The following is a 23,420-nucleotide window of genomic DNA, read 5'->3' on the forward strand; positions in this document are numbered from 1 at the left end:
TATGTCCATTGACGCTCTGTTAGCCCATCGTTGTTACCGCCTCGAGAATGCAGGCATCGGCAGCCCATCTCTCTTCCGCGGCAGCGGAGTTCGACGCCAGGCTTCTGGTTTGCGAGCGACCACATGTTTGGCGGTCTTCCGAAATGAAGTCCGATGGGTCTCCGCGGGAACATATCAAGCTTGGCCGCGTTCCTGCCTTGAGTGTAAGGGAAACTATTATGAGCACTCGCGTTGTGGCTACACTCGCTGGCCTGATCAGCTCAACGGTCCTGATGGCTGGCCCGCTCGGCGTGTACGCAGCGGATCTGGCGGACGGGTATCGCCCGGTTCTGCCCAAGGCGAGTGCCTATCGCGCGGCTCGCACGATCTGCGTCGGAGAGCATGGTCCTGATGCACCGCCTTATGGGTTCGGCTGTTTGGATCACTGGGTCAAAGTGAAAAGCACCCATGAATTAGTTCAGGACAACGGGTACGCCTATACGGTGACAGAAGAAACCATCCGTCGCCGCTATCCCCCGCAAGTCTATGTCCCGGACTATGAAGTACTGAACCCTTATGAGAGCGGCTATGCAGTCTTTGGGCAGAGGTTATTTCTTGGCTGCTCCCTTTGCGACTAGGTTGCGCTCATGGAGCCGGCAAGACTTTTGAGGGTTCTTCCAGGGCATGGGATAGATCGGTCGCGTCCTTGATTGGGGAATGATCGGACGGGCAAGATTTGAACCTGCGCCCTCGATCCTTCATGCGGTAGGCCGGGTCGCCAGGCGCGCGACCGCAGCACTTCAGCCAGAAACCAGTTAGCGACGACTGGCAGCGCGATCGTGTCAGGCTCACGCAGCCTTTGCCAGCTTGGATATCAATTCCGGATCTCCTTCGCCTTCTCAGTGACGGTTGCCGAAGTGATGCGGCCCTCAAGGATCTCTTGGGCCCCAAAAGCGTAAAACCATCTGTCCGAAGCCTGAGCATCCATTCGATCATGACGGACGAGGTTCGCAACCATGCACGAAATTATTGACTAGCGCCTGGAAATCGGGAGAGCGATACCGCGCGGCGGCAGCCTTATTCAAAAGAAGAACGTCCCAGCCGCGGAGGGGCCACCTCGGCTGGGGTGCTACGGTGTCTGAGCCCACCGCTTCGGGCTGGTACGCAACGCACCCCGGGGTCGGACTTATGAAACAGAAGGTTAAGGATCCGTTTTGCTGATTGTGATCAGCTGCTGGTGCCTGAAAAGCCGGTACCGTATTGGGCGCGTAAATCCTCAACTGCATCATGAAGGGGCATTCGCCTCGTTTGATGGCGAGAAAGGATGTCCCGCCTCACAAAATTCTTGAGGTCGTCCTCAGCGGAACTCTTGTCGAGCCATTCCAGTTCGAGGGCAGTTCTCCGGTCCATGCTCTCCAGAGCGTCCAGAAGAGAATGCAATGTCGCTTGCGTCTCCCGCGGAACGCTTAGTGAGTATGCATCCGTCTCGGTCTCTGTTGGAAGCTTACGTTTATGTTGCATGACATCCCCCTTGTAGTGGGAGGCAATTTGGCCTCATATTCATTGATTGATCATCATCAATGCACGCTTTCCCATCCGCAGCAATTCTCATGAGAGCGGCTAATACTTCATGACTATTCTTGGATGAGGCGGGGGCCTGGCCTCGGCAGGGCTGGATTGGTGCTGTCCCGAGTTTTCGCTGGGACATGGTCTGCATTAGCTTCCTAGGCTCAGGACCTATTAATTTGGGCTGAGTTGTGATTCAGAGCCTCCGTTTGAGGAGGCTCTGAATGGGTGATCTGTTTCTGCTCAGTGAGCGCCAGATGGTGCGGATCTCTCCTCACTTCCCGCTGGCTCATGGGGTTCCGCGGGTGGACGACCGGCGGGTGGTGAGCGGGATCGTGTATGTCATTCGCAATGGTCTGCAGTGGAAGGACGCCCCGAAGGCATACGGGCCCCACAAGACGCTCTACAACCGGTTCATGCGCTGGAGCAGGCTGGGTGTATTCGACCGGATCTTCGCCGCTCTGGCGGGTGAGGGTCCCAAGCCCGTGCGGATCATGATCGATGCTACCCACCTGAAGGCACACCGGACTGCGGCGAGCCTGCTCAAAAAGGGGATGTTCCCCGTCGTATCGGGCGCACGAAAGGTGGCCTGAACTCCAAGCTCCATGCCGTCTGCGATGGCGCCGGCAAGCCGATCATCCTGCTGCTGTCGGAAGGTCAGATGAGCGACCATAAGGGCGCTCGGCTCATCCTGGGAGCGCTGCCGACGGACTCCACCCTGATTGTCGACCGAGGCTACGACAGCAACTGGCTCCAGGAGGCTCTTGCCGAGAAGGACATCACGCCCTGCATTCCGCCGACCAACAGCAGCAAGGTGCCGATTGCCTATGACAAGGCGCTGTATCGGCAACGGCACAAGGTCGAGAACATGTTCGCCAAGCTCAAAGATTGGCGCCGGATCGCGACCCGCTATGACCGCTGCGCCCACACCTTCTTCTCAGCCGTCTGCATCGCAGCGGCCGTCGCCTTCTACCTCAGTTAACGAGTCCTGAGCCTAGCAAGCCCTCGAAAGCGTAGGTGGATTGACGAAGTCGTTGCCTCGCACTTCGCCATGTCGGCTGATGAGCTGAAGCAAATGGAGTAATCGATATCGTGAGTATACTTCAACAGGCGAACCACATCATTGCGCAGCAGCATAATAATCATAGTCGTATTGCGACTTTGGATTGCCGCCCATTACGATATCGTCCTGAGTTGGTGCTCTTTCGTTGGATTTTGTTCGAAATGCACGACAGGAAGGCCTCACAAGCTGCGTGAGAGCAAAGTCATACAGGGACGTGCTAGAACTTAGGTCTTTGGCCCTCCATCTCGCCAAGGGAACGGCGTGGGCGTTATTAGATCATAAGGATGATTGGGTCCTCTCCTAATGATCGATAGGCATCCGTGTGATCTTCAAGATCATTTCTTTGGATGTGCTTGGCAACCTGCCCATTCATGTGCGCCATGAGACACCCTTCAGGCATCACCTCGACTCTTTATCGATCTTGATTGGGATGCGCTGCAGGCGCGCGCAACCGTCGTTTTCCTTGAAAGTCATGCCTACAGGATCGCCGCTCCGACCGCGGAGGTATCTGGTAAATCAGTTATGGACTGGGCTGAGACCATGGATATGAACGTTCCAAGCGCCAGCGGCGACGAACCTGCTTAATGGCTGGCCGGCCAGTGGGCTGGCATCGACAATGAAGGTCCTGTGGTTTTTGCCGTCGCTGGAATGATCATGCCTCGCTTGGAGTACTCCACCAGAGTAGGGCGCTAGGCTTTTATCCATATTGTGGCAGGTCAGGAGCTCAACGTACAGCTTAATGATGCATGGTCAGTTCTGCTCGGCGCCAGGGTTCTTGCAGAAGGATCTGGCTTGGGCTGCATACGACCTAGATCAATGAGAGCTGACCGCGCCGGTCTTTCGGCGGCAGCGGATTGGCCCTGGCCCAAAGGGGGGCGCTGTGAAGGCTTCTAACAATCTCGCCCTGACCCGTGAGTTTACGAAGACCGGATGGACGCGCCATGGCTTGGCTCGGCAATTCGTTCTTGTGGCCGCCGCAGCTCTCCTGATTGCCATGTTCATCTTGGGGAAATGGGTCGCGCAGAAGGTCGAGAACGGTGTGGCGGAGTTCGCAGGGGCCTCCGCTGCCGTCTATATCAATACCTTCATCGCTCCCCATCTGCAGGAGCTCGCTTACCGGGACACTCTGTCGAAAGCCAGCATCGAGGCGCTGAACGGCGCCATGGGGAAGGCCGCGGTCCAGATCCATGTCACTGCCATCAAGGTCTGGAAGCAGGATGGCTTGATCATTTACAGTGATAACACGAGCCTCATTGGCAAGCGGTTCGATCCCAGCGCACAACTGCAACGGGCTTCGAACGGAGTGGTTTCGACGAAGGTCGGCGATCGCCACCATGACGATGATCCTGCAAGCGGCGACGCCACCCCCCTGCAGCTGGCGGTGTACACACCGATTCACGACGTCAACACCGGTGAGATCCTTGCTGTCCTTGAGTTCTATGAGAATGCCGAGGAGCTCAGGGCGCAGCTTTCCCTCGCCGAAACCCAGAGCTGGGGTGTGACGGGCTTGGTGACGTTGGGGATGATGGCAGCCCTATTCTCCATCATCTCGCAGGGGGGCAGGGCCATCGACCATCTGCGCAGCTCGCTGTCCCATCGCATCGAGCAGTTGCGGGAGCTGCTGCGCCAGAATGAGGCTCTGCGCGCCCGCGCCGAGCGTGTCGCGTGGAACGTGGTGGAGGGCAATGATCGGTTTATGCCTCGGATGGCCGCTGACCTGCGCGAGGGGCCGGCGCAGTCGATCACCAGTGTGCTCCTGCACATGAACGCCCTGGAGCGATCAGGGGCGGGTGGAGGTGACCTGGCCCTTATTCGCGGGACGCTGCTGAAAGCTCTCGCTGACATATGGAACATTTCTGCGAGCCTGACGCTGCCGGAGGTCCGAGACCTTCCATTGAAGGACGCCCTGCTGTTCGTGGTTCAGAATCATGAACGCAGAACTCATAGGAAAGTGGAACGCAACCTGTCCGACCAGATGCCCGCGAGCGCTCCACAATTTATCAAGATCTGTGCTGCCCGCTTCATCCAAGTGTGCCTCGACGGCATCGATCAGCACTGCGGGGCGCAAGGTCTACAGGTTTGCGCGGAATACGACGGAACGGCTGTCATTCTCAAAATCACAGGTCAGCGACATAACAGCAGCCAGGTCAGTACAACCGAACAGTCAGTTCAGCTCGGATTGGCCGGCCTCTGGGATCAGATCGAAAGCATTGGCGGCACGATTACGGTGATGAACGAACCTGTCGGAGCCTTGTGCCTCATCGCACGCTTGCCGCTGGCCCTGGGGGTATAAGCGAGTCACCAGGCCGGGAACATTGAGAGCCCGGCTGCTGGACCCGGGGCGACGGCCCTCCTGAGGGCTGCCTTCGCACACCTGATTGGGATCCAAATCGCTGCCAATCCCGTCACGGCCGCCCACCAGGACACCGCGATCCGCCATCGCGCTGCAGTGGGAGGCGTCTGGTTCAGACGGCGATGCACGCCATCCCGCCGGGTTGCGCCCGAAGGGCTCGGGTCCTCTCCGCCAGAGTCGGGCTATAGCCACGCCGGGCTAGGGCCTAAGTCCGAACACCGGTCGGACCATAGTCAGAAGCCCACCTCAGAATCCAAATGTAGGCTCGTCGGAGTACCAAGGTGGGTGTCATGAAACGACGCGACTTTCTCAAATATGGGGCTGCGGGTCTCGCAACAGCCGGTGCAGGCCTTTCACCGTTCGAGGTGCTGGCCCAAGCCCTTCCCGGCACAGCCGAAATCAAACTCGGCATCACTGACGTCGAGACCCGATTGATCGATGGCGACAAGGTTAACATGCTGGCCTTCCGGCTCGATGGCGGAGCAGGTGCCCTCGCCACGGGGAGGGTCCCGGGCCCGGTGCTGCGGGTCAAGGAAGGCAGTCTCGTCAAGATTATCGTGACGAACGACCGTCAGGAAACCCACGGGTTCGAGATCACCGGCATTCCTGGCGCCAAAACAGAAATTGCAGCCGGGAGCACCGCGACGATTGCCTTCCAAGCTCCCATGGCGGGAACCTACATCTATCATGACGGCCATGGAGGCACGCCCCTCTACCGGATCCTCGGCCTGCACGGGATTCTGGTGGTGGAGCCCCTGAATGGGACCACGCCCGCGGGCAGCCGAACCCCCTACAGCCTTGATAAGCTCGCGCCGCAATCGTACGCGGCGGTCAGTGCTCTGTTCGATGCGCTCGGAACGACGGAGCGCTTCCAAGGGGGAGCAGACGGCAAGTGGATGCCGGCACCGTCGAATGCTGAAGCCTCGATTCGGGAAAAGATCTGGATCTGTGCAGGGATCGACCCGAAGTTCAACGCTTTGATCGAACGGGGAAAGCAAATTGCATCGAGTCCCCTGACCGCGAATGTGGTCGACACCTTCGTGCCCCGTTACTTCACGATCAACAACCGCAGCGGATACGACCTGCATGCCGACTACGACGGGCAACTGCCCGTGATTGCGAAGAACTACATCGGCGAGCCGACCCTGTTCCGCATCGTCAATGTTGGTCTGGCCCACCACGCTAACCACTTCCACGGCAACCACCTGATGGAACTGGCCCGTGTGGATCTCAATCCGAAATCGACGACCTACGGCCAGATTATCGTCCCCGATAACATCTTCGAGGTTGATACGACGGCCATGTGGCCGATGCAGAGACGCGATCTTCTGCTTCCCTTCGAGATCCCGCCGGACATTCCGTATCAGATTCCCGTGTCAGGCCCGACCGGCAGCCAGTTCCAGCGCATGGTGAACAAGCAGGCCCAAGAGCCGTTTCCGCTCCGTTACGTGATGCACTGCCACACGGAGATGTCGCAGACCGCAGCCGGCGGCAACTATCCGCAGGGCATGGTCTGCCACTGGGAGGTCCTTGGCGGCCTCGGCGGCCGCGCCAAGGCAACGGGATAATCATCTCCAACGGACTTCATTCCAGCTGTTCAGGGTTAATACGATGACAAGCGCAACGAACACAATAGGCACCGCGACAGCCTTTGGCGGCACCCTCGCGGCTGGGGGAGCCGCCGCCCAGACCATGCCGCCCTTAGGCCCCAATTCGACCGCGGTCCCCGGCCCCGGTGATTTCAACGGTGGCAGCGTCGATTTCACCAGGACTGGCGTCAAAGCCAAAGAGTCGTTCGGGAATTTTGGTTGCGACACTTTTGACGGCAATCCCAACACCCCTGACTGGACGACCGCCAACGCCTACTTCGTGCGCGCGGTTCACAACGTCGATATCACCATGCCTGATGGCAAGAAGGTCCGGTGCTGGGCGTTTGAAGACCCGTTGAAGGCGCCAGGCCGCGAGATTTTTCCGTCACCGCTGATCCGGGTGCAGGAGGGCGACCTCGTACATGTCAAACTCCAGTCCAGCAAGGGAACGCACACGATCCACCATCATGGCATCGAGCCCACCACCTTCAATGATGGTGTGGGCCATGTGTCCTTCGAGGTGAAGGATGATTACGTCTACCAGTACCAGACCCGTCACGCCGGCACTTTTTTCTATCACTGCCACAAGAACACGGTGACGCATTTCGAGATGGGTCTCTATGGACTCCTGATCGTCGACCCGAAGCCGGAGAACGGCCGGGTTCCGGCCTATGCCGGCGGACCGTTCTACGATGTCGAGAAGTTCTGGGTGCTCGACGACATGGACCCACGCTGGCACCAGATCACAAATCTTGATCACGACGTCGGCCTATGCGGTGACGATGCTGGTCTCAATATCTTCGAACCCAAGTACTTCCTGATCAGCGGCACGCCCATGCGGCCGAACACGCTCGTCGACAAGCAGAAGGTCGTTGCTAAGTCAGGCCAAAAGATCCTGATCCGCCTGCTGAATGCGAGCTACTCGGTTCTGCAGATGATGTTCGAAGGTCTGGAGGTGCAGGTGATCTCGGTCGACGGCCACGCCCTCAACAAGCCGTGGAATAAATGGCTCACTATTGCGCCGGGAACGCCGTTCACCCTAGCGACCGCCCAGCGCTACGACATCCTGATCGACACCGCTTCGCCCGCCAATCGGACGAAGACAGGTTACACGCACAAGGTCCATTTCGAGTTCCAGCATTGGATCACCCGCAAGGTCCATAACGCCGGCGACAAGATGTATGAAGGCCGTGCCTTCACCACCATCACGATCTGAGTCTTATCATGTCTCAAAACTCACATCCAGGGCAGCTGGTGCCGGCTCCCACATTCTCCAGGACTGGAGCGGCGCTTGCGCTGACCGTCCTTCTCGGCCTGCTGACGCCAGCCTCCGCCCATGAGGGCCACCATCACGCCGCGGTCGGTGCGATGGAAGCCTCGCCGCAGGTCTATTTCAAGGCGCCGCCGCCGCCCGAGACGCTCGGACGTCCGTTCGAGCTGATGGACCATCACGGTCAGACCGTCACGAACGCATCCTACAAGGGAAAGTGGCTCCTCATCTTCTTCGGGTTCGCCGGATGCCGGGAAGCCTGCCCCACCGGGCTTGTTAACATGGAGGCGGCCTTGGACACGCTTGGCGAGGAGGCCGACCGGGTGCAACCGCTCTTCGTCGACGTCTCGATGGAGGAGCCCGACACCACCGGTCTCGCGCAATTCGTCAGCAATTTTCATCCCAGACTTGTCGGCCTGACCGGCACCAGGGCGCAAACGTTCGCAACCGTCAGGGATTTCAAGATCCGCCGCGAATACGCCATGGCCAATTACAGCAGCAAGGAAACCGGCCCGCGGATCAACCATACCACCTACTTCTACCTCGTGGATCCTGAAGGGGTGACGCGCGCGTTCTTCGATCACACCCTTGCGCCTGAGCGGATGGCTTTGACGATTGGCCTGCACATGAAACGTCGGAGCACTTCGCCATGAGGAAGCGTGGATTAGGCCCCTGGATCTGCCGCGCCGCCGTAATGCTGGCGCTTGGCATGCTGATCCCTCATGAGACGCAGGCCGGCTCCGCCGGTCACGATCAGCCTCCGGTCGGTGTCGTTCTGGATCCCCTGTTCAAGCTGATCGCCCATGACGGCCGGTCGGTCACGCGCTCCGATGTGCGCGGCAAGCCCTTCGTCGTGCTGTTCGGCTACACCAATTGCGATGATGTCTGCCCCACGTCACTGTTCGAGGTTTCGGTTCTCCTGAGCGGGCTGGGCCCGCAAGGTGATCGCCTGCCCGTGCTGTTCGTAACCATCGATCCGGAGAACGACACGCCGCAGCAACTTAAGACATATCTTGAAGCGTTCGACAGCCGGATCATCGGCCTCACGGGGTCGCACGATCAGGTTGCCGCCGTGGCGGCCGCGTTTGCCGCTCCTCTCAATAAGGCGCAGGCCGGAGAGGAAGGCAAGAAGCACCTGTCGCAACTGTTCTTCATGGACCGCTACGGCCTGCTGGCAAGGCCGGTGAACTATACGGCAACAGAAACCGTGGGCGCCGTGGCAAAGCGATTGCTGGCCCAGTAGAGCACCAGAGAGGCAATGATGCGCAACCTGAAGCAGACCACCTTGCGCTTCCTTCGTTGCAGACCGCACCAGGTCGGCAGCATTGGTCGCGCCGGGCGTGCCGGGGACCAATACGGCCGGAGACGATCGGCCCAGGCGGGGTTCACGCTCGTCGAGGTCATCGTCGTCTTGAGCATCATGGGCTTGATCATGGCCTTGGTCGGCCCGCGCGTTCTCGGCTACCTCACGGATTCGAAGGAGAAGATGGCGCGGATCCAGGTCGAGACCCTCTCCAATGCCACGGAGCTGTTCTTCATCGACAATGGCCGATACCCGCTCGAGCCCGAGGGGCTTCAGGCCCTGCTCACGGCCCCGCCATCCCTGCCCACCTGGAGGGGGCCCTATCTGAAGGGCACCTCCGTGCCGACGGATCCGTGGGGACGGCCTTACCGCTACTCCAGTAAGGATCGCGGCCGTAGCTACGTCATCAACATGGAGGGAACTCCTGACCGGGACGACGGACGTGCGCCCAAACGCCTGTCATCGGCCCGACCCCAGGGAAGTGGACAGGGGGGCTCCTACTGATGAGTGGCGCTCGCCAGATCGCGGTCGGTGCCGGAAGCCTCGCAGCCCTGTGGCTGCAGGAGTGGAGGGCGCTCAGCGATAAGATTCCGCTCGGCTCCTCCGCCTCACGCCACTCTGCCCGCCTGGTGATCCGCACGGACAAGGACCTGGTGACGGTCGCGCTGAGACTGCCGGAAGGTGAGGACGTCGCCCTTGATTGCTGCTCGCTGTCGACGTGGAGCCGCGAACGCCTGAGCCTTGCTGCTCAGAAGGCCCAATCGCGCCTTCATGATAAGAAGGTGGTCACGGTCCTGTCCTGCGCGCAGGCCGTCACGGGAGCCCTCATCGTGCCACATCAGGCTCGTTCGCAAGCCGGCGACATCATTCGGGATCATCTCCGGCGCAAGATGCCGATGCCGCTTGAGGATCTTGTGCTGGGTTCCGAGGTCCGCACAGCCGCGCCGGGCAAACTTGAATTGGTCTACCTTGCCGTACCGAGGCGGCAGGTGGAGGACGGTTTGGCACGGCTGTCCCTGCATTCCTCAGACATCCAAGCACTTCAGGCGCCTGCCGGACCCGGTTTGCCGCCCGTCACGGTGCCCTATGGAGAGAGTGCTGTTGGTTCGAAAAACTGGATTCGGCGGGGCGGTGGTCTCCTTGGCCTTGTCGCGCTCCTCGCTCCCCTTGCGGGCTTCGGCGCGCAGGCTTGGCAGCAAAAACTTCTTCTGTCGGACCTGGAAGCGCAGGTTATCAGCGTGAGCGAGCAGGCCCGCGCATCCACGGAGAGGCTCAAGGCAGTCTACAGTCTGGCAGGCGATCTTGAGCGATTGGCAGAGATCGGGACCGTCCCGGGCATGGTGGTGATCTGGGACGAGCTCGCCCGGCTGCTGCCTGACACGAGCTACCTCACAGCGTTTGAGGTCAGGGGCGGCGAGCTTCATGCCGAAGGATTGTCAGCCTCGACGTCGGACCTGATCCAGCGGCTTGAGAGCTCACAGCATTTGCATGCGGTCTCCTTGACGGGACCGATCGTGTTTGATCGCGATCAAGGCAAGGAGCACTTCACGCTCCGGGCCCTGATCCGCAAGCGGCGGTTTCCGATGGCGGAGGGTGGGTAGCATGTCGACTCCGTCTCGATCCTGGGTGCGCCCCGCGGCCTTCTTGGCAGCACACGGGGTTGTGGCGCTGCTCCTCTGCCTTGCGGTGATTGTGCCGAGTATCGGCGTCCTGCAGGAACAGCGGCACAGCATGGAGCAAGGCGCCGTTGCTCTGGAGAGGGCACGCTCGGCCTTGTCCAGAAACGAGGCTGTGGCTGCACTGACCCCCGAGCAGATCGAATCGGTGGCCAGCCGCTACATCCAGGGCGATAGCGAGGGGATGCAGAATGCCGATCTCCTTAATCGGCTCCGGCTCGCGGCGCAGGAGCAGGCCATCAGCCTGAGTTCGGCCACGCCGCTGGCGCCTCGGGAATGGAATGCCCGACGGCTTGTGGGGGCCCGCCTCGAATTCACCGCACCGACAAAGCCCGCCGCCGGATTTCTGGCCGGGCTCGAGGACGGAGCCGCGCTGCTGTTCATCGATCAGGCCAGCCTGTCCCCGAACCCAGACGAGGGCGAGGATGCGCTGACGGTCATGATCGAGGTTTATGGGGTCGCACGATGGACGGAGGGTTAGCGGGAACACGCACGTCCTGGCGGGGCGCTGTCGCACTGTGCGCGATGGTTGCTTTGGCTGGCGGATCGATTCACGTCGCATGGGGAGGGGTAATGGCTCCCCCTCCGGCCGGCCGCCCGCGCCCGGCCGCCCCGCTTGAGGTGTCGATGATCCTGCCTGCCCTTCACGCAGAACGCACGCCGGCGTTCACACCGGAGGCCCTGATCGCCCGGCCTCTGTTCTCGGCGACCCGCAGGCCGCGCGAGGAGATTGAGCCGGCCCCCGAACCGGAGGCGCCGGAGCCTGCAGCTCCGCCGGCCCCTCCCGCGCCGCCATCGTACCTTGTCGATGGTGTGATGGTTTTCGCGGAAACCCGAAAGATCCTGCTTCGGCGGCAGTCGCGCGAGCCGGGACAGTGGTTGAGCCTGGGCGACACGACCCAGGAGGGCTGGACCATCCTGTCAATCCAGGCTGACGAGATTGTCCTGGAGCAGGGGGGGCGGTCCGTGGCGATGTCGCCGCGGACGTGGCGGAGCCTCCGGTGACCCATGGGCAGGCCCTGTGGCGCGCTTGCCTCAGGTTAAGGATGAAAACTGAGACACTCGTAACATCTCTAAAGGGCTATTGTTTGACCATGAAAACTCTGAAAGACTTACTCTGAAAGGAATTCAGAACAGCGGAAGAATTCATAAGAATTAGTTTTGTAGGGGCAACGTTCGTGCAATTTTTTCAGGCCTGTGCAGTCCTGCGCGCTAGGGTCCGGCGCGACTTCCCCGCCGTTGTGGCGGTTGTGACCGCAATCTCGCTGGTCGCGTGCCAGTCCGCCGAGCCGATGAGAGGCTCCGGTTCTCCCCTTCGTCCCGCGGCCGATGATGGCAAGTATCGGCCGTTCGGTCTCTACGCCATGCTGTCGGATCCGACCGGCCCGGCCCCGGCGGAGCAGAGCCGATCCCAACTCGGCACCGGACTTTTTACTGGCGAGCCCAGGGCTGCACATGCCTCGCTGAGGACCGGACGATCCGACGAGGGAGGCAGCTATACCCTCAATCTGGTTGATGCCTCGGTCACCGAAGGAGCTTCTGCGGTGCTGGGCGACGTCTTCGGCGTCAACTACACGGTCGATCCGAAGATCGACAGCCGGATCACCCTTCAAACCACGAAGCCGGTCGATCGGGCGGGCATCGCCGAACTGTTCGAATCCTCCTTAAGGACGATTGGCGCTGCCGTGGTGAAGAACGGCAACGTGTACCGCATCGTCACCGCCGATCAGGCCGCCATGGGATCGGGTACGGGCATGGGGGCGCAGGCCATCGGAAATGTGACGCGTGTCGTGCCCCTCCGCTATGTCGCGGCCACGGAGATGCAGCGCATCCTCGAGCCGATCGCTCCTTATGGGGGCGTGGCCCGTGTCGACGGCTCCCGCAACGGCCTGCTCCTGTCCGGAACGGCCCAGGAGATCGCCACGATGGAGGAGACGATTTCCGTCTTCGATGTAAACGTCATGAAGGGCATGTCGTTCGCGGTCGTCCCCATGCGGGGAGTGGAGCCCGACGCGATCGTCGAGGATCTCAACAAGATGTTCGGAGTGGGGGCCGACAGCCCGATGCAAGGCATGGTGCAATTCATCCCGAACGCACGGCTCAAATCGATGCTGGTGGTCTCCAAACAGCCACAATATCTCCAGGAGGCACAGATCTGGGTGCGCCGGCTTGACGAACAGGCCGTGGGGCCGGAGCGGCAATTCTACACCTATGTGCTGCGCAACCGCCAGGCCAAGGAACTGGTCGAGGTCCTTAACTCGATCTTCGCCGGTAACGGCGACGCCGAGCAGGGCGTGCAGCCCATGCAGGCTGTCCAACGTGCGCCTGTCCGAACGGCGAGCGCAGAAAGCTCCCAGGCAGAGACGGGCGTTGCACCGCCTGATCGGTTCGCGCTGATCTCAGCCAGCGGCGGGCCCCCGAGATCCTTTGAGCCCTTCACAAACGTGCCGTTGGGGGCAGCCGGCGACAGCGCGGCTTTCGGCGCCGGTGGTCCAGGAGGAGGCCGGATCAAAGTCGTTGCAGATCCCGCCCAGAACGCTCTTCTGATTCTCGCAAGCCACGCCGATTACAAGCGGATCGAGCGGATCATCGCCAATCTGGACATCATCCCCAATCAGGTGCTGATCGAAGCCACCATCGCGGAGGTGACCCTCAGCGACGACCTCAAGTTCGGCGTGCGCTGGTTCCTCCAGAATAAGTCCGGCTCCCGGTCCGGCTCCTTCACCGATCTGATTTCCGGTGCCATCGGGGCCGCACATCCGGGCTTCTCGTTCCTCGCCAAGGCGGCTGGCGGTCAGATCACGCTGAACGCGCTCAATCAGATCGGGAACGTGAGAGTTCTCGCCTCACCGAGCCTGATGGTGCTCGATAAGAAAACCGCGACCCTGCAGATCGGCGACCAGGTTCCGGTCATCACGCAGTCGGCGGTGAGCGTCGTGACCCCTGGCGCGCCTGTGGTGAACTCTGTGTCCTACAAGGATACGGGCGTCATTCTCAACATAACGCCGCGGATCAATGAATCGGGGCGTGTCCTGCTCGACATCGAGCAGGAAGTGTCCACCGTGCAAAGAAACACCACGTCGGGCATCGACTCGCCGTCTTTCGGGCAGCGTCGGGTGAAGACCAGCGTGGTGGTCAATGATGGCGAAGGCATCACCCTCGGCGGCCTGATCCATGACAGAGCCACCGACGTCGCCACCCAGGTGCCGGTTCTGGGCGACATCCCGATCTTCGGGAAAGCCTTCCAGCACAAGGACAATATCATCGAGAAAACCGAACTCGTCATCATTCTCACGCCGCGGGTCGTGCGCGATCTAAACGAGGCGCGGGCGGTGACTGAAGAGTATCGGCGCAAAGTTGAGAGTTTCGCACCAACACGCGATCCTGGCCGCCGCCTCATCAACAACGTCAAGCGCGTGCTGGAATAGGCAGCCGGCTCAAGGCCTTGGCCCGGGGGAGGGTGTCGCAAGGACAAGGCGATGACACAGCAGGTTCGAGTAAAAGCCAATGCTCCCGATCCCCATGCAAGCTCCTTCCGGGAGGCCTTCGGCACGTTTCTGCTGTCGTCCGGGCTCCTGGATCGGGCTTCCATCGAGCGGGCGCAGCGGGCCGCATCCACCACGGGGGAGCGCTTCGACCAGGTTTTGACCAAGCTCGGGCTGTTGTCCGAGGGCGATCTCGCGATCAGTCTCGGACACTACCTGAACCTGCCTCTCCATACCCCGGGGGGAGAGCCGCTGCAGCGGCTGCTCGCTGACAAGCTGCCGGCATCCTTCGTGTTGCAAAACCGGATCCTGCCGGTGCGTCTCGATGAGGCGGGGCTGACCCTCGCGGTTGTCGACCCGCTTGATCAGGTGCCGCTCGATGCGGTGCGGTTCGTCACCGACCATGCCATCCGCCATGAGATCATCACGCCGGCCGATTTCGAGCGCGCCGCCGAGGCGCTCTACCGCGAGGCTGGTGGGGGGGCGGCTGAAGGGCCGCCGTCCCAGGGCAGCGAGGACCCGAGCGAACACGACCTGCAGCGGCTGCGCGACAGCGCCAGCGAGGCGCCCGTGATCCGGCTCGTCAACCAGATCATCGCCGACGCGGTGGATGCCCGCGCCTCCGATATTTACATCGAGCCTACGGTGGGAGCCTTGAGCGTGCGCTTCAGGGTCGACGGCCTGCTGCGGGTGGTCCATGAGGTGCCGGCACGCCAGCGCGCCGCCGTCATCTCACGCATCAAGATCCTGGCGCGGCTCGACATCGCCGAGCGCCGCCTGCCCCAGGACGGCCGCGTCAAGCTCGCCATCCGCGGCACCGATATCGACTTCCGGGTGGCGACAATCCCGACGGCTGATGGGGAAACCGTCACGCTGCGCGTGCTCGACCGCAGCCGGGTCAGGCTCGAGTTCCCGGCCCTCGGCTTCGACGATGACCAGATCACGCTGCTCCAGCGGCTGACGGAGCAGCCGAACGGCATTATCCTTGTCACCGGGCCGACCGGCAGCGGCAAGACGACGACGCTGTACACGATGCTCAAGCACGTCAATCAGCCGACGGTGAAGATCTTCACCGTCGAGGATCCGATCGAGTACCAGCTGCAGGGCATCAGCCAGGTTCAGGTTCAGCCGGCGATTGACCTCGATTTTCCAACCTGCCTGCGGGCCATCCTGCGCCATCATCCCGACATGATCCTGATCGGCGAGATCCGCGATACGGAAACCGCCCGGATCGCCGTCCAGGCCTCGCTGACAGGCCATCTCGTGCTCTCGACCCTGCACACGAACAGCGCGTCTGAAACCGTCACCCGTCTCATCGACATGGGGATCGAGCATTTCCTGCTGGGCTCGACCTTGCGCGGCATCATCGCCCAGCGACTTGTGCGCCGCCTGTGCCCGGCCTGTTCGCGCCCGCACGCGGACAGCGATCATCTGACGGCACGTTTGTGCGAGGAGATGCCAGCGCTCCAGTCCCGGGACGCGCCGGACCTGCGCCAGCCCGTCGGCTGCGAACAATGCCAGTCGACCGGCTTTCGCGGACAATTGTCGATTGCCGAGATTGTCATCGTCGATGACGGCGTGCGGAACCTGATCCTGCAGCGCACGCCCGCGGCCGACATCGAGCGCCTCGCGCGCACCAAAGGCTTCATCTCGATGTATGAGGATGGCCTTGCGAAGGTCTGGGCCGGGCTGACCACCATCGAGGAGGTCCTGCGCGTGACCCATGATGTCTAGGAGCCGCCGGTGAAGTTCCGCTTCGAGGCGTTCGATCAAGCCGGGAACATCCTTGAGGGCGAGGTGGAAGCCGCCACCGTTCAGCAGGCGCAGGACCTCGTCCGGTCCCGTGGCATCACGCCCTATGCTATCCGCTCGCCGGGATTGCGCGACCTTCTGTTCCGCGAGGTTCGCTTGGGAGGACAGGGTCAGCCGGCGGCGGATGCGCCACTTGCCCGGTTCTTGCGCGATCTAGCTGTGCTTCTTCAAGCCGGCGTTCCGTTGGATGCCAGCCTGCGCATCGCGTCCACAACCGCCGAGGACCGTTCCATGCGCGAGATCGCCCTCAAACTCCTGGAGGGCGTTCTTGAGGGAGATTCCCTCGCCGAGGTCATGGGCCGAATGGGACGCACGTTCCGGCCCGAATACATGCGCATCGTGCAGGCCGGCGACATCAGCGCCGATCTCGGACGCGCCCTGCAGGACCTGGCGGACCTCCTCGACCGCCGGGTCGAGATCCACCGCAAGATCCGGGCCGCCCTGGCCTATCCGGCGCTGCTGGTGGTGCTTGCGGTCATCTCCCTCGGGATCGTCCTCGGCCTTCTCGTTCCTGCGGTCACGCCGATCTTTGTGGAAAACGGGATGCCGCTGCCGGGGATGCTCGCGGGCATGGAGGCTGTCCGGCAGAACGCGTCATCCATCCTGATCGTGTTCCTGTCCGGCCTGATCTGCGTTGCCCTGGCATTGAGCGTGGTCCGGCGCCGTCCGTCTCTGAGAGTGGCGGTCGACCGGCTTTACCTTCGCCTGCCGCTCGTGGGAGGCATGGCGGGTTTGCGGGAGGCGGCGCGGTTTACCCGGACGCTCGCCACCTTGATCAAGGCTGGTGTTCCGCCGCTCCAGGCTCTTCAGTCCTCCTGTCCGCTGGTCAGGAACGAGCACATGCGTGGACTGCTCGAACAGGCCGTGACCGACGTGCGCGCAGGCGCGACCATTGGGGGCGCTCTCGCCACGTCCGCCGCCCTGCCGGCCGTCGTTCAACAGATGGTGGCCGTCGGAGAGGAGAGCGGACGCCTTCAGGATATGCTGGCCCGGGTCGCCACCATCCTGGAGCGGCAGGAGCAGACCCGGGCGGCGCAGATGCTGGCAGTCCTCACCCCGGCCGTCACGATCCTGGTCGCCGGCATGATCGCCGCGATTATCCTGTCGGTGATGGGAGCGATCCTCTCCCTCAACGATCTGGCTCTTCAATGAGCCGGTCCTCCGCCGATGCCGGATTTACCCTCATCGAGATCCTGGTGATCGTCGCAATCCTCAGCCTCATCCCCGCTCTTGCAAGTCCTTTGCTGCGCAGGCCGCCAGCACCGGCCCGCTTGAAGGCTGACGTCACGCGGCTCGCGGCGGCACTTCGGGTGACCCGTGCGGCCGCTCTGGCGCAGAACCGCGAGATGGACTTCGTGGTCCGGCCCGGGCCCCGCACCTATGCTTCACCCGCCATTCCCGTCTCGTCGCTGGATCCGGCCATTGATGTGGGAATCATCCCGGCGGGGGCCGGGCGCGTCATCCCCCCAGGGACGATCCGGTTCTTCCCGAGCGGACAGTCCACGGGTGGTGAGCTGCGCCTCCGTCTCGATCATGCGGAGGCGCGCCTTCAGGTTATCTGGGCTACCGGTCATGTCGTTGTCCACCCTTAGGAGAGGCGCCGCCAACCGGCGCCGGGCCCAGGGCGGCTATACGCTCTTGGAGTTTCTCGTCGCCTTCACGGTGCTCAGCCTGTTTCTGACGGCAGGACTTGCCGCAGTGGCGGTGGCGCTGCGCAGCGACCAGCAGGCGGCGTTCGTGACGCTGGCGACACCACTGGCTCGTGCGAAGCTGGCAGCGGCGGGCATCGACTTTCCGCTGCGGACCGGCGTCGCCAGGGGGCAGTTCGGAAACGGCTATTTGTGGCGGGCCGAGGTCCGGAACTACCGCTCGGCTGCCATGTACAGGACGGGTTCAATCCATGCCTACTGGGTCGAGGTGACGGTGGACGAGGCCCCGGGCTCGGCCGGACGCTCGCTCTCCCTGGCCACGATCGCGCTGGCGCGCGGGACCCGTCCATGAGCAGGGGGCGGCGCACAGCCTCTGCGCAAGGGGGCTTCGTCCTGGCCGAGGCGCTGCTCTGCGTGATGTTGATCGCGCTGACCATCGCGCTTGTCGGCACAACCCTGACCTTCGGCCGCCGGGTGGCGGATGCCGGACGCGGGCGCGAGCGGATCGCTCAGATGTCGACTGGGCTCCAGGCCCTCAGCGACTGGCTTTCGCGCGCTCTGGCGGTCCACGAGATCGGGGCCGGCGGAGACCGCCGGGTGCTCTTCGAGGGGCAGGCCAGCCGGCTGTCCTTTCTCACTCTCAGCCCGGGCGATGCCCAACCCGGGGGGCTCTTGGCTGTGACCGTGGCGTTCGCCGCCCGCACCACCGGAGGGACGGGCGCCCTTGTGTTTGTGGCCGCGCCGGTTCCGGTCGGCGCGGCCAGCCCTTCGGCGGCCGGGCAGGGCGAACAGGTGCTGGTAGGCCACGTCGTCACAGGCCGGTTCCGCTATTTCGGAGCTCCGGCTGACGGGCAGGCCCCGCAATGGCTGGATCATTGGACGCAAGCATCCCGTTTGCCCGACCTCGTGGCGCTCAATGCAACCCTGGCGGTCGGTCCAAGGCTTCAGACCCTTGATCTGACGTTCCCCGTGTTCGCCCATTAGACCTTTGGTCCTGGCACCTGCTCCGGCGGACCGGGGCGGAAGCGCTCAGGTTCTTCGCCCCGATCCAGCAGATGTCCGCTCCGGCGCTTGCTTCACGGGCGCAGTTCTCAATGACGTTGAGCATCACCATGGTGTCGCGTGGCATCCGGATGGGGCTCAAGCCTTGGCGATGACGGTGACACCGTGAGGAGTGGTCCCTCGACCGCCCGTTGCATCAATCACGTCTCGCCGCGTAGCACGCCACATCAGATATCAAGGTCTTGCGCGGCTGCCTCGCCGATCGGACGCAGGACGCTGGTTCAGACCTCAGCCTCCGACTTTCGCCCGTGGACCGACGAGGGTACCCGGGTTTTCCTGAGACCCCGGAGTTGGATCCGCCCGCGTCTCCGGAACTTGAGGGCTTCGGCGCTCCGGCGCTGCGCCGCCTCATCGGCTGTTCCTAGGGGCACCCGGCAGGTTCGAAATGAAACGTGAAGACTTCACCGCTCTGTATGGCCGTCTTCTGTTCGTGCTTGGGGTTTTGGTGATAGCCTTGGCTTTGATGGCGGAACATGGCATCGGGCCTCCCCCGCCGCAGACCAGGGTCTCGACCGCCATGCTCGCCCCGGAGGCAAGCGCATCAAGCCTCCGCCAGGCGTTCCAGGATATTCAAGCTCTCGCTCCGGGGCATCCATGAACCAGTTTGAGTGGCATTCGCCTCAGGCGCGAGTAGGTTCACCGGACATGACCGCCAGGGACCTTTGGAACGCAACAGGATGTGGGTCTGGGAAGGGTTTTCGCGATTTGGCGCCGACGGTCGTGGGAGCGACCGAGCCCGTCCTTGCTGTCATCCGACTGCTCGCGCAAGAATGCCGTCTGTCGGAAACAATTCTCGCACCACTGCCTCTCGTTCGTGCTGGACGCCTCGCCCTGCGGTGACCAAAGATGGCCGATGCGGACGCGGTTCCTGAGGGTTATGTCAGTCGCGCAGGTGATGTGCGGTGCATGAGTCCAGCCCGACGGACTGTTTGGACGCCTCAACGGGATAAGTATCGGGGTGATCGTGCAGGAGAATCCTGCTTGCGATGTCCGTGCTTCAGGGCAGGGGGCAGCGGCCTCAGGCCTGGCCTGAAAGCAGGACGGTCAACCACGAAGCCAGGGTCTCGGCCACGGGCCCGTCCGCGAGAAGCTGAAAGCCTGCCACCACAGTGGTTCCGAGGGCCAGGAAGGGGCCGAACGGGATGCGGCGGCGGCGATCGAAAGGTCCAGCGATCACTTGCATCCCCAGAACGCAGAGAAGGGCCGAAACAGACGCCGCCAAGAGGGCGGGCGCGAATCCTTCCAAGCCCGTCCAGGTCGCCGCGGCGGCTACGAACTTAACATCGCCCCAGCCAAGGCCATCATAGCCGCGCGAGGCGCGGAACAGCACCTGGACAAGGGCGAGCATTGCGGCGGCCAAGGCCGATGCCGCCAAAGCTGACCTGAGATCGATCACGCCGAGCAACAGAGACGCAGCCAGACCCGTCACGAAGATCGCCGCATTCAGCACATCGGGGATGATCAGAAAACGGATATCGATGACGGTCACCGACAGTGCCAGGGCGAAAAGAACACCAAGTGCGGCGACATGGGCGATCTCGAATGTCATGCCAAATCCCTGTCAGGGCGTTTCGGTCAACATGCCGAAGCACGGGCGATGGGCTGAGCGAGGTCGCGCCGAAACCCGGTGCGCCACTCACGAATGGTGTACCCGTCCGCCACGTCATTGGACAGCTCCACGACGGCCTCCTGCGAGTAGTGGCCTGCCAGCCCCGTCAGCACCTCGCTGCCGACCACAAAGGTCTTGCCGGCCGAAGCCGCAAGATAAGAGGGCGGCAGGCGACCGCCCGCCTCGCTGCGGGACACCGAAGCACCATCGGGCATCACAGCGGCAAGAACAGCCACAGGAGCCACTTCGGCATCAAACCCGAGGCTGCCGGAATGGGCCGTCACGAGCGGCATCATGGCTCGAAACAGGCGCTGGTCCACGCCCGGAACCTGGTCAAACTCGAGGATCGTCCTGAATGCTGTGGCATCCGGGGAAGCAATGCCCCGTGCCCGCTGCGCTGCCGAAGCCGCCTCCCGAAGCTCCAGGATTCCCTTCACCACCAGCGAGCCCGTTCGGACGTCCGGCGACAACCGGCTCAGGACCCTGGCCAGGAGCGCCGGAGCAGCAGTGTTGATATCGATCTTACCGCCTTCGTCCGCGACGGAGATGGCAACCCTCGATCCTCCCAGGGTGCAAAGCACGGGCCTGCCGTCCCGGCCGAAACGCCCTGACGAGGCTGCAGAGGAGGGCTTGGCGAGAAGATCCAGCAGGCCGATGGCGATACCCGCTCTCGCCAGCATCTCCGCGCGCGCTCTTTCGGCAAGGTGTAAGGCCTCAATCGCGCGATACCGGGCTGCGGCAATGTAAGTCACGAACAACAGGGACAGCACGCCGATGGCCCATATCACCGAAACGAGAGCAAACCCATCCTGTGATGTCGCAGGTGGCGCGCCGGCTCCGATCAGAGGCCTCCCCAGGCGTTGGCCGATGGGTGCCTTGTGGTCCACGACCGATGCGCTCGTGAGGCGGATGCGCTGGCTGCAATGTGGCCATCGCTGCCTCTTCAGACCGGTCGCACGCATGGTGCCTCGCCCCGATGATCCATGATGGCGACTGGGTTCCCGCTGGCGTGTCGGCCCCTCCCCCTACTGCCGAACATGCACGCCGGCAGGCATCCGGCCCGCAGCCAGGAGCGCGGCCTCCACGCGATTGCGGACCTGAAGCTTCTGGAGGATGTTCGTGACGTGGTGCTTGATAGTTTTCTCGCTCAAAGCCAGCTTGTTGCCGATTTCCTTGTTGCTGCACCCCTGGACCAGGATCGACAGGATCTCCTCTTCCCGAAGGGTCAGTTCCGCCACGCGGCTGAGGCTTGAGTCCGCCTTGGCTGGACTCGCGTCGGCTCGCATGAGAAGCCTCGCGGCCACACTCGGCGAAACATAATACTCGCCACGTTTGAGCGCGCGCACGGTTTGCACCAGCTCGTATGTGCTGGCTTTCTTCATCAGATAGCCGCGGACGCCCCGTTGGAGGGCGGACGAGACCTGCTCCTCGCTGGCTGTCATGGCTACAGCGAGAATGCTTGCCGCAGGGTACTGGAGAAGAATGTCGCTGATGCTTGCGAGCGCACTGTCCAGGAGAGCCACGTCAACCGCGACCACATGCGGCTCGTACTCTCTCGCAATCCGAATTGCATCTTGAATGGTCTCACCTCGTGCAACCACCTCAATGTCGGTATGCTCCTCAAGCGCGGAGACCATCCCTTCCCGGAATAGCGGATACTCGTCGATCACCGCAACACGGATCTTGGTGTCCATCATCAGCCCCCTTCAGGCCAGTCGCTGGCAAGGCCCCCGCCTCACATCAGTCGTCCGGCACAGTCATTCTTCGGCATCCCGGATGTTCAACCCTTTGTTAAGCTTGCTCGGGCAACCTGGAGTTCAGGATGTGCGAGCTCCAAAGGAAAATCCCACCGGTTTGAAGAACCTGATCCTATTGGGACACATTTTGGGCGTATTTCAAACTGCACCTTTGCGGTATACGGTGCTCGTTAGATTGTCGATTCGGGAGTACTCCCACGGCTGCATCAAGGTCCATCATGGCCTTCCACTCTCTTCCAAGACGCCAATTCTGCTCCTGCGCCAGTCCTCATAGCTCGAACGGGTAGGGTGGCCCGCTCAAGGGGCCGTTGACCGGGTGCCAAGTCCTCAGGACATCATTCCGCATCGGGGCAGGGCTGGAGAGCGGCTCGCGCCCGAGGGCCAGAGCGGCCCTTCGCGAATCAGATCGGCAGCGGTCCTGGGTTGATTGCTCCGCCAGGCGCCAATCCTATTGCACCGATGAACCCTTGGCTGCCAAGCGCGGCTCTCCGGCGAACGGGTCCGAGATGCCGCATCGCTAGCGCATCGTGCGGACCCGGAGGGCCACGTCAGTGAAAAGTGGACCCGGTTTTCCGTACGATGCGCTCATCAAGGAAGGGAGAATCGGATGGATCCCAAAAGTGCAAATCCACTTTTCACGTCCGAGGCTCTAAGTCCCGGGCAGGCTTGGCTCGGCCCCGTCTGGCGCCGAGATGTCTGGTGGTAAGACTTGCAGGGTGTTCGTTGCCGATCCGGACGCGGCCTCAAGGCTCGGACCAAAGTCGGACACGCCTATCGTCCATCTGGCGGTTCCGATCAGACCTCAGGCCGCCCGCCATCGGCCATTGGACAGTAGTTCGGATCCGCTGATGCGGCCACTCTTGATCTCAATGACCCGCATGGCTGGGTCAGGATCGGGGGCGACTATGCAAGACACGACACTTCACTTCAGATGCAGCGGGAGGGGGGCAGGTGACAGGATCGCGCGCCATGCCGGCTCGGCTGACGCCGCACGACCATCCCGGGCCAATACTTGGGACCCCTTCAGGTCGCAAGGCGGTATGACCTCTCCAGCTTTCCGGCCTGCGGACGCCGTCATCGATCGGTGCCGGGTCGGGCCGCGGCAGCATTGCTTCCCCGCCATCGTTTCCGACGCTTGTCGCAGCCGGGCCGTCAGTGCCCCGACAGGCCCAGCCTGAACCAGCGTCGGCGGTTCGCCGGGAGCTTCCGCCCCCAATAGCGCCCGGCGAACCGATCTTTCAACATCC

The 23,420-nt window shown here is 62.4% G+C and carries 21 protein-coding genes; 18 read left to right on the forward strand and 3 right to left on the reverse strand.

The features are described 5' to 3' along the window. The first annotated feature begins 218 nt into the window (after window positions 1-218). The 18 genes from ILT44_RS19845 to ILT44_RS19930 all read left to right on the forward strand — a co-directional run bounded on the left by ILT44_RS19845 (window position 219) and on the right by ILT44_RS19930 (window position 19,405). The gene (locus ILT44_RS19845; protein ID WP_204241350.1) at window positions 219-617 is read left to right on the forward strand and encodes a hypothetical protein; all 399 of its coding nucleotides are present in this window, start codon (window positions 219-221) and stop codon (window positions 615-617) included. Between the two features lie 1,152 nt (window positions 618-1,769). Next, a protein-coding gene (locus ILT44_RS19850; protein ID WP_204241351.1) for an IS5 family transposase occupies window positions 1,770-2,527 on the forward strand; the annotation gives its coding sequence in 2 pieces (ribosomal slippage) (window positions 1,770-2,103 and window positions 2,103-2,527; 759 coding nt in all). 961 nt (window positions 2,528-3,488) lie between these two features. Beyond that, on the forward strand, window positions 3,489-4,901 hold the full coding sequence (locus tag ILT44_RS19855; protein ID WP_204241352.1) for a sensor histidine kinase: 1,413 nt from the start codon (window positions 3,489-3,491) through the stop codon (window positions 4,899-4,901). A 350-nt stretch (window positions 4,902-5,251) separates the two neighbouring features. Beyond that, complete coding sequence (locus tag ILT44_RS19860; RefSeq protein ID WP_204241353.1) at window positions 5,252-6,529, forward strand: multicopper oxidase domain-containing protein; 1,278 nt, start codon at window positions 5,252-5,254, stop codon at window positions 6,527-6,529. Window positions 6,530-6,572: 43 nt separating this feature from the next. Then, window positions 6,573-7,766 (forward strand): multicopper oxidase domain-containing protein, encoded by a 1,194-nt coding sequence (locus ILT44_RS19865; RefSeq protein WP_204241354.1) that lies wholly within the window; start codon window positions 6,573-6,575, stop codon window positions 7,764-7,766. A gap of 8 nt (window positions 7,767-7,774) precedes the next feature. After that, window positions 7,775-8,473, forward strand: a complete 699-nt coding sequence (locus tag ILT44_RS19870; RefSeq protein WP_204241355.1) for an SCO family protein — start codon at window positions 7,775-7,777, stop codon at window positions 8,471-8,473. Beyond that, a complete protein-coding gene (locus ILT44_RS19875) occupies window positions 8,470-9,063 on the forward strand; it encodes an SCO family protein (protein WP_204241356.1) in 594 nt (197 codons plus the stop codon). Before ILT44_RS19870 ends, ILT44_RS19875 begins: the two co-directional genes overlap by 4 nt. Before the next feature lie 18 nt (window positions 9,064-9,081). Next, window positions 9,082-9,627 carry a type II secretion system major pseudopilin GspG gene (gspG, locus tag ILT44_RS19880; RefSeq protein ID WP_204241357.1) on the forward strand — a complete coding sequence of 182 codons (546 nt, stop codon included), beginning with the start codon at window positions 9,082-9,084 and terminating at the stop codon, window positions 9,625-9,627. Then, window positions 9,627-10,724: a PilN domain-containing protein gene (locus ILT44_RS19885; RefSeq protein WP_204241358.1), complete on the forward strand. Its 1,098-nt coding sequence runs from the start codon at window positions 9,627-9,629 to the stop codon at window positions 10,722-10,724. Before gspG ends, ILT44_RS19885 begins: the two co-directional genes overlap by 1 nt. Window position 10,725: 1 nt before the next feature. Further along, complete coding sequence (gene gspM / locus ILT44_RS19890; RefSeq protein WP_204241359.1) at window positions 10,726-11,280, forward strand: type II secretion system protein GspM; 555 nt, start codon at window positions 10,726-10,728, stop codon at window positions 11,278-11,280. A 92-nt stretch (window positions 11,281-11,372) separates the two neighbouring features. Next, on the forward strand, window positions 11,373-11,804 hold the full coding sequence (locus ILT44_RS19895; RefSeq protein WP_204241360.1) for a SctD/MshK family protein: 432 nt from the start codon (window positions 11,373-11,375) through the stop codon (window positions 11,802-11,804). Between the two features lie 173 nt (window positions 11,805-11,977). Further along, window positions 11,978-14,227, forward strand: a complete 2,250-nt coding sequence (gene gspD, locus ILT44_RS19900; RefSeq protein ID WP_204241361.1) for a type II secretion system secretin GspD — start codon at window positions 11,978-11,980, stop codon at window positions 14,225-14,227. A gap of 51 nt (window positions 14,228-14,278) precedes the next feature. Continuing rightward, window positions 14,279-16,018: a GspE/PulE family protein gene (locus ILT44_RS19905; protein ID WP_204241362.1), complete on the forward strand. Its 1,740-nt coding sequence runs from the start codon at window positions 14,279-14,281 to the stop codon at window positions 16,016-16,018. 9 nt (window positions 16,019-16,027) lie between these two features. Continuing rightward, window positions 16,028-17,248 (forward strand): type II secretion system F family protein, encoded by a 1,221-nt coding sequence (locus tag ILT44_RS19910; RefSeq protein ID WP_204241363.1) that lies wholly within the window; start codon window positions 16,028-16,030, stop codon window positions 17,246-17,248. Then, the gene (locus ILT44_RS19915; RefSeq protein WP_204241364.1) at window positions 17,245-17,688 is read left to right on the forward strand and encodes a GspH/FimT family pseudopilin; all 444 of its coding nucleotides are present in this window, start codon (window positions 17,245-17,247) and stop codon (window positions 17,686-17,688) included. The genes ILT44_RS19910 and ILT44_RS19915 overlap by 4 nt, the downstream gene beginning before the upstream one ends. Next, window positions 17,669-18,097, forward strand: a complete 429-nt coding sequence (locus tag ILT44_RS19920; protein ID WP_204241365.1) for a prepilin-type N-terminal cleavage/methylation domain-containing protein — start codon at window positions 17,669-17,671, stop codon at window positions 18,095-18,097. The genes ILT44_RS19915 and ILT44_RS19920 overlap by 20 nt, the downstream gene beginning before the upstream one ends. Then, window positions 18,094-18,729 carry a hypothetical protein gene (locus ILT44_RS19925; RefSeq protein WP_204241366.1) on the forward strand — a complete coding sequence of 212 codons (636 nt, stop codon included), beginning with the start codon at window positions 18,094-18,096 and terminating at the stop codon, window positions 18,727-18,729. The genes ILT44_RS19920 and ILT44_RS19925 overlap by 4 nt, the downstream gene beginning before the upstream one ends. A 463-nt stretch (window positions 18,730-19,192) precedes the next feature. Beyond that, window positions 19,193-19,405 (forward strand): hypothetical protein, encoded by a 213-nt coding sequence (locus ILT44_RS19930; RefSeq protein ID WP_204241367.1) that lies wholly within the window; start codon window positions 19,193-19,195, stop codon window positions 19,403-19,405. 420 nt (window positions 19,406-19,825) lie between these two features. Here ILT44_RS19930 and ILT44_RS19935 read toward each other — a convergent pair whose 3' ends face one another. The 3 genes from ILT44_RS19935 to ILT44_RS19945 form a co-directional block, all read right to left on the reverse strand. After that, window positions 19,826-20,356, reverse strand: coding sequence for a prepilin peptidase (locus ILT44_RS19935; RefSeq protein ID WP_204241368.1), 531 nt, complete (start codon window positions 20,354-20,356; stop codon window positions 19,826-19,828). 26 nt (window positions 20,357-20,382) lie between these two features. Then, window positions 20,383-21,378 (reverse strand): type II secretion system protein GspK, encoded by a 996-nt coding sequence (locus ILT44_RS19940; protein WP_204241369.1) that lies wholly within the window; start codon window positions 21,376-21,378, stop codon window positions 20,383-20,385. Between the two features lie 63 nt (window positions 21,379-21,441). Further along, window positions 21,442-22,113, reverse strand: coding sequence for a LuxR C-terminal-related transcriptional regulator (locus ILT44_RS19945; RefSeq protein ID WP_204241370.1), 672 nt, complete (start codon window positions 22,111-22,113; stop codon window positions 21,442-21,444). Window positions 22,114-23,420: the final 1,307 nt, after the last annotated feature.

Origin of the sequence: Microvirga arvi (genome assembly GCF_016892765.1) — a bacterium.
In the GTDB taxonomy this organism is placed as follows: Bacteria; Pseudomonadota; Alphaproteobacteria; order Rhizobiales; family Beijerinckiaceae; genus Microvirga; species Microvirga arvi.